This window comes from Methylobacterium sp. J-070 (genome assembly GCF_022829385.1).
In the GTDB taxonomy this organism is placed as follows: Bacteria; Pseudomonadota; Alphaproteobacteria; order Rhizobiales; family Beijerinckiaceae; genus Methylobacterium.
In genome coordinates, this window is record NZ_JAKSXX010000171.1 from 23,663 (window position 1) to 29,662 (window position 6,000).

Genomic DNA, 6,000 nt, shown 5'->3' on the forward strand with positions numbered 1-6,000 from the left:
CTCACTGCCGGAACGGGAACTGGAAGGCGGCGAGCAGGGCCTTGGCCTCGGCATCGGTCTGGGCGGTGGTCGCCACGACGATGTCCATGCCCCACATCTGCTCGGCCTTGTCGTAGGAGATCTCCGGGAACACGAGGTGCTCCTTGAGACCCAGGGCGTAGTTGCCGCGGCCGTCGAACGAGCGCGGGTTCAGGCCGCGGAAGTCGCGCACGCGCGGCAGCGCGATGGTGATCAGCCGGTCCATGAACTCGTACATGCGCTGCTTGCGCAGGGTCACCTTGCAGCCGATCGGCATGCCCTCGCGGACCTTGAAGGTCGCGATGGCCTTGCGGGCCCGGGTGATCACAGGCTTCTGGCCGGCGATGAGCGCGAGGTCGCCCGCCGCAACGGTGGCCTTCTTCGAATCCGCGGTGGATTCGCCGACGCCCATGTTGATGACGATCTTCTCGATCTGCGGGACCTGCATCGGGTTCTTGTACCCGAACTGCTCGATCAGCTTCTGGCGCACCACCTCGTCGTAGTGCTTGCGCAGGCGCGGGGTGTAGGCGTTCTTGTCGGCCTCAGCCATCGATCTGATCCCCCGTGCTCTTGGCGAACCGGACCTTGCGCCCGTCTTCGAGGATGCGGAAACCTACCCGGGTCGGCTTGCCGTTGGCATCGGCGACCGCGATGTTGGACAGCTGGATGGCGGCCTCTTTGGAGATGATGCCGCCTTCCTGGTTCTGCGTCTGCTTCTGGTGCTTCTTCACCAGGTTGATGCCGCGCACGAAGGCCCGGCCTTCCTTCGGCAGAACCTGGATCACCTCGCCCGAGCGGCCGGAATCGCGGCCGGTGAGCACGACGACCGTGTCGCCCTTCTTGATCTTGGCCGCCATCACAGCACCTCCGGAGCCAGGGAGATGATCTTCATGTGGTTGCGCGCCCGGAGTTCGCGCGGCACCGGTCCGAAGATGCGGGTGCCGATCGGCTCCTTCTGATTGTTGATCAGGACCGCGGCGTTCTTGTCGAAGCGGATCACCGATCCGTCGGCGCGCTTCACGTCCTTGGCCGTGCGGACGACGACCGCCTTCATGACGTCGCCCTTCTTGACGCGACCGCGCGGGATCGCCTCCTTGACCGACACGACGATGACATCGCCGACGCCGGCATACTTGCGCTTCGACCCGCCGAGCACCTTGATGCACATCACACGGCGTGCACCCGAGTTGTCGGCGACGTCCAGATTCGTCTGCATCTGGATCACGTGCGTGACTCCTTGTTTCAGGCGGGTTTCCGCACACGGACGGTATTGCCCGGCGGACGACGCCTGATGGGGATCTGATGTCCCCGGCTCATGTGTTCGACCGCGCTGGCGGTGTCGTTATGACACCGGCGCGGTCACCGCGTTCACAGGGTGCGAGCACCCATCGAAATTCTCGCGAAGGCCGGGCGGATACTACGGGTGGCCCGGGAAGGCAAGCCGAGCCGCGGGATTTTCGGCGCTGGTGCTCGGTCGGCGGCGCCTTGCGGGGCCGCCGCGCGGCGAGTCTGACGGGGGGCCGGGTCGCGTTCCGCTGGCGCGCCATGCGCCCGGGACAGGGCGCGGCCCGCGATCCTGAACCGCCCTGTCCCGGAGCGATGGAGCGTCAGCGGACCCTGCTCTGCATCTGCGACCGCGCACGCGAAGCGTCCGCGCCGCAGCTCGACAAAGGGAAAGGGCCGGCGTGCATGCCTGCGCGCCAGCCCTCTTCTTACAGGGGCGATTGATTCAGGCCGGCTGGCCGGCCGATTCGAACAGGAAGCCGTCCAGGCGCGGGATGGTCACGGCGGTCCCGCAGGCCGGCTTCGACAGGCGCCAGGGGCGTTCGGAGCGGGCGCGAATCGCCTCGGACGGGCGAAGCCGACGCATGAGGCCGTCCTCGCCGACCTCCTCGATCGCCAGGAAGCCGTAGACCTGGAGGCGCGACGCCGTGAGCTTCATCGCGCGGTCCTCCGCGGCGACGATCATGCTGCCCGTGGCGTAGACCGCGTCCAGCAGCGACCGCTGCTCCCCGCGGCGGCGATGATGCGCCTCCCGCTCGCTCGATGCCGGGACGGGAATGGCCCGCCGGAACGGAACGACGTTGCTGACCGCGACGCAACCCATACGCAATATCCTCGACGCCAACGCAGGGCGGCTGACCGCCCGTTGATCGCGACATTTCGACGGATCGCTTTAATCTTCCGTAGACCGTGACGATGCCCGCCTGCCCCGATCCGGCACGGGCCGGCCGGGCGGGTGCCGCGGACAGGCCGCACCGCCCGCCCGATGCCGCGCCTTGACCGATCCTTAACCTCCGGTGCGGCGAGATTTCCGCCGGTGGCGGATTGACCTGCGGGCCAACCGCGTCTAGAAGCGCGCCACTTCGGACGGCCATTGGCTGCCGACGGCCTTCAGGGTTCAGCCCGGTAGCCGCCATCGCCCAGCGCGATCCGAAGGCTCAAATCGCCTGACGCTCTAAGTCAGATCCGTAGGTACGAGCGCGTTCGTCGTCGAACGTGCTCCTCTACCCACACCGCGCCGAGGGTCTGTGACAGGACCTCCGGCGCATATTCGTTTTGCGGATTGCCCTGCGCAGTCCGGCCAAGGTGACCGAGGAAGAGGGCACAGGATGCCGACGATCAACCAGCTGATCGCGCAGCCGCGGAAGATCCAGCGGAGCCGCAACAAGGTTCCGGCGCTCGATGCATGCCCGCAGAAGCGCGGCGTGTGCACCCGCGTCTACACGACGACCCCGAAGAAGCCGAACTCGGCGCTCCGGAAGGTCGCCAAGGTCCGTCTCACCAACGGCTTCGAGGTGATCGGCTACATCCCGGGCGAGGGTCACAACCTTCAGGAGCACTCGGTCGTCATGATCCGCGGCGGCCGCGTGAAGGATCTTCCGGGCGTGCGCTACCACATCCTGCGCGGCGTGCTCGACACGCAGGGTGTCAAGAACCGCAAGCAGCGTCGCTCCAAGTACGGCGCCAAGCGTCCGAAGTAGGGGCTGCGGCCGAAGTAAGACCGGCGGCCGGAGCTTATCCGGCCGCGACCACGCGTTTCCACGGCCCCGTAAGGATGTCGCCGGCTCCATCAGCGAGCCAAGGCGGCCTGCGCGGGGTGCTTAAGTCAGACTCGTTTGAGAGTTTAAGAGATGTCCCGTCGTCACTCTGCCGAGAAGCGTGAGATCATCCCGGACCCGAAGTACGGGGATGTGGTTCTGACGAAGTTCATGAACTCCATCATGTACGAGGGCAAGAAGTCGACCGCCGAGCGGATCGTCTACGGCGCCTTCGACATCGTCGAGAACCGCGCCCGGGCCAACCCGATCGAGGTGTTCCGCGCCGCCCTCGACAACGTCGCGCCGATGATCGAGGTCCGTTCCCGCCGCGTCGGCGGCGCGACCTACCAGGTCCCGGTCGAGGTGCGCACCGAGCGGCGCCAGGCCCTGGCGATCCGCTGGCTGATCCAGGCCGCCCGCTCGCGCAACGACCGGACCATGATCGAGCGCCTCTCCGCCGAGCTGCTCGACGCCGCCAACAACCGCGGCAACGCCGTCAAGAAGCGGGAAGACACGCACCGGATGGCCGAGGCCAACCGCGCCTTCTCGCACTACCGCTGGTAAGCGGTTCCGCCGTCTCTCAGGAGCAATCCGATGCCCCGCACGCACGCGATCGAGGACTACCGCAACTTCGGCATCATGGCCCACATCGATGCCGGGAAGACCACGACCACGGAGCGGATCCTCTACTACACCGGAAAGTCGCACAAGATCGGCGAAGTCCATGACGGCGCCGCCACCATGGACTGGATGGAGCAGGAGCAGGAGCGCGGCATCACGATCACGTCCGCCGCGACGACGTGCTTCTGGCGCGAGAAGCGCCTGAACATCATCGACACCCCCGGCCACGTGGACTTCACCATAGAGGTGGAGCGGTCCCTGCGCGTGCTCGACGGCGCGGTGTGCGTGCTCGACGGCAACCAGGGCGTGGAGCCCCAGACCGAGACCGTCTGGCGCCAGGCCGACAAGTACGACGTGCCGCGCGTCGTGTTCGTCAACAAGATGGACAAGGTCGGCGCCGACTTCTTCAAGTGCGTCGCCGACATCATCGACCGCGTCGCCGGCAAGCCGGTCTGCCTGCAGCTGCCGATCGGCTCGGAGTCGAGCTTCAAGGGCGTGATCGACCTCATCAAGATGAAGGCGATCGTCTGGTCCGGCGAAACCCTCGGCGCCGACTTCTCCGAGGTCGAGATCCCGGAGGATCTCAAGGACCAGGCCGTGGAGTACCGCAGCAAGCTGGTCGAGGCCTGCGTGGAGCTCGATGACGAGGCCATGATGGCCTATCTCGACGGCACGGAGCCGGACGCCGCCACGATGCACAAGCTCGTGCGCCGGGCCGTGCAGCTGCGCGCCTTCCATCCGGTGCTCTGCGGGTCCGCGTTCAAGAACAAGGGCGTGCAGCCGCTCCTCGACGCGGTGGTGGACTATCTCCCCTCCCCGGCCGATCGCGGCGACGTGGAAGGCATCGACTTCAAGACCGAGGAGCCGGTCGTCCGTCACCCGACGGATTCCGATCCCTTCGCCATGCTCGCCTTCAAGATCATGGACGATCCCCACGTCGGAACGATCACCTTCTGCCGGGTCTATTCCGGCAAGATCGAGTCGGGCGCCAACGTCATCAACTCGACGCGCGACAAGAAGGAGCGCGTCGGCCGCATGCTGCTGATGCATGCCAACAACCGCGAGGACGTGAAGGAAGCCTTCGCGGGCGACATCGTCGCCCTCGCCGGCCTCAAGGACACCCGCACCGGCGACACCATCTGCGACCCGCAGAAGGCGGTCATCCTGGAGCGGATGGAGTTCCCGGAGCCGGTGATCGAGATCGCGGTCGAGCCGAAGTCGAAGGCCGATCAGGAGAAGCTCGGCATCGCGCTGGCGAAGCTCGCCGCCGAGGATCCGTCCTTCCGCGTCTCCACCGACCAGGAATCCGGCCAGACCATCCTCAAGGGGATGGGCGAGCTCCACCTGGACATCAAGGTCGATATCCTGCGCCGGACCTACAAGGTCGACGCGAATATCGGCCAGCCGCAGGTGGCCTATCGTGAGAAGCTGACCCGGCGTCAGGAGATCGACTACACGCACAAGAAGCAGACCGGCGGGACCGGTCAGTTCGCCCGCGTGAAGTTCGTGGTCGAGCCGAACGAGCCGGGCGCCGGCTTCGCGTTCGAGTCGAAGATCGTCGGCGGCGCGGTGCCGAAGGAGTACATCCCCGGCGTCGAGAAGGGCCTCAACTCGGTCCTGGGCGCGGGCGTGCTCGCCGGCTTCCCGGTGGTCGACGTCAAGGTCGAGCTGATCGACGGCGCCTACCACGACGTCGACTCGTCGGCGCTGGCCTTCGAGATCGCCTCCCGCGCCGCCTTCCGCGAGGCGCTGCAGAAGGGCGGCTCGGTCCTGCTCGAGCCGGTGATGAAGGTCGAGGTCGTCTCGCCGGAAGAGTACACCGGCTCGGTCATCGGCGACCTGAACGCCCGCCGCGGCCAGATCCAGGGCCAGGACATGCGTGGCAACGCCAACGTCATCAACGCGATGGTGCCGCTGGCCAACATGTTCGGCTACGTGAACCAGCTGCGCTCCTTCTCGCAGGGACGCGCCAACTTCACGATGCAGTTCGACCACTACGAAGAGGTGCCGCGCGGCGAGGCCGACAAGGTCATCGCCAAGTACGCCTGAGGCGGCGCGCCTCGGCATCTCGTCTTCCGCAACACGCATTCGACTTTAGGAGGCTCTGATGGGCAAGGAAAAGTTCTCCCGCACCAAGCCGCACTGCAACATCGGCACGATCGGGCACGTCGACCACGGTAAGACGTCGCTGACGGCGGCGATCACGAAGGTGCTGGCGGAGACGGGGGGCGCGACGTTCACGGCCTACGACCAGATCGACAAGGCACCGGAGGAGAAGGCGCGCGGGATCACGATCTCGACGGCGCACGTGGAGTACGAG

The 6,000-nt window shown here is 66.6% G+C and carries 8 protein-coding genes; 4 read left to right on the forward strand and 4 right to left on the reverse strand.

Going from position 1 to position 6,000, the window contains the following annotated elements; genetic code table 11:
- Window position 1 precedes the first annotated feature (1 nt).
- The 4 genes from rplE to MKL01_RS18900 all read right to left on the reverse strand — a co-directional run bounded on the left by rplE (window position 2) and on the right by MKL01_RS18900 (window position 2,125).
- Entirely contained in the window at window positions 2-568 is a 567-nt protein-coding gene (gene rplE, locus MKL01_RS18885; protein WP_243906744.1) for a 50S ribosomal protein L5, read from the reverse strand.
- Window positions 561-875: a 50S ribosomal protein L24 gene (rplX, locus tag MKL01_RS18890; RefSeq protein ID WP_230365232.1), complete on the reverse strand. Its 315-nt coding sequence runs from the start codon at window positions 873-875 to the stop codon at window positions 561-563. The genes rplE and rplX overlap by 8 nt, the downstream gene beginning before the upstream one ends.
- A complete protein-coding gene (gene rplN, locus MKL01_RS18895) occupies window positions 875-1,243 on the reverse strand; it encodes a 50S ribosomal protein L14 (protein ID WP_010686182.1) in 369 nt (122 codons plus the stop codon). The genes rplX and rplN overlap by 1 nt, the downstream gene beginning before the upstream one ends.
- Window positions 1,244-1,747: 504 nt before the next feature.
- Window positions 1,748-2,125 (reverse strand): hypothetical protein, encoded by a 378-nt coding sequence (locus MKL01_RS18900; protein WP_243906745.1) that lies wholly within the window; start codon window positions 2,123-2,125, stop codon window positions 1,748-1,750.
- 505 nt (window positions 2,126-2,630) lie between these two features.
- On the opposite strand from MKL01_RS18900, the gene rpsL reads away from it, so the two are divergent.
- The 4 genes from rpsL to MKL01_RS18920 form a co-directional block, all read left to right on the forward strand.
- Window positions 2,631-3,002, forward strand: a complete 372-nt coding sequence (gene rpsL, locus MKL01_RS18905; RefSeq protein WP_007557568.1) for a 30S ribosomal protein S12 — start codon at window positions 2,631-2,633, stop codon at window positions 3,000-3,002.
- Window positions 3,003-3,152: 150 nt separating this feature from the next.
- Complete coding sequence (gene rpsG, locus MKL01_RS18910) at window positions 3,153-3,623, forward strand: 30S ribosomal protein S7 (RefSeq protein ID WP_007557567.1); 471 nt, start codon at window positions 3,153-3,155, stop codon at window positions 3,621-3,623.
- 30 nt (window positions 3,624-3,653) lie between these two features.
- Window positions 3,654-5,729: an elongation factor G gene (gene fusA, locus MKL01_RS18915; RefSeq protein WP_243906746.1), complete on the forward strand. Its 2,076-nt coding sequence runs from the start codon at window positions 3,654-3,656 to the stop codon at window positions 5,727-5,729.
- Between the two features lie 58 nt (window positions 5,730-5,787).
- Window positions 5,788-6,000: GTP-binding protein (locus MKL01_RS18920; RefSeq protein ID WP_243905671.1), on the forward strand; the 213-nt coding region annotated here is incomplete at its 3' end.

Bases quoted from the DNA above. Each gene is read 5' to 3' on its own strand.
- rplX (WP_230365232.1), bottom strand. From the start codon at position 875: ATGGCGGCCAAGATCAAGAAGGGCGACACGGTCGTCGTGCTCACCGGC.
- rpsG (WP_007557567.1), top strand. From the start codon at position 3,153: ATGTCCCGTCGTCACTCTGCCGAGAAGCGTGAGATCATCCCGGACCCG.
- MKL01_RS18900 (WP_243906745.1), bottom strand. From the start codon at position 2,125: ATGGGTTGCGTCGCGGTCAGCAACGTCGTTCCGTTCCGGCGGGCCATT.
- rpsL (WP_007557568.1), top strand. From the start codon at position 2,631: ATGCCGACGATCAACCAGCTGATCGCGCAGCCGCGGAAGATCCAGCGG.
- fusA (WP_243906746.1), top strand. From the start codon at position 3,654: ATGCCCCGCACGCACGCGATCGAGGACTACCGCAACTTCGGCATCATG.
- rplE (WP_243906744.1), bottom strand. From the start codon at position 568: ATGGCTGAGGCCGACAAGAACGCCTACACCCCGCGCCTGCGCAAGCAC.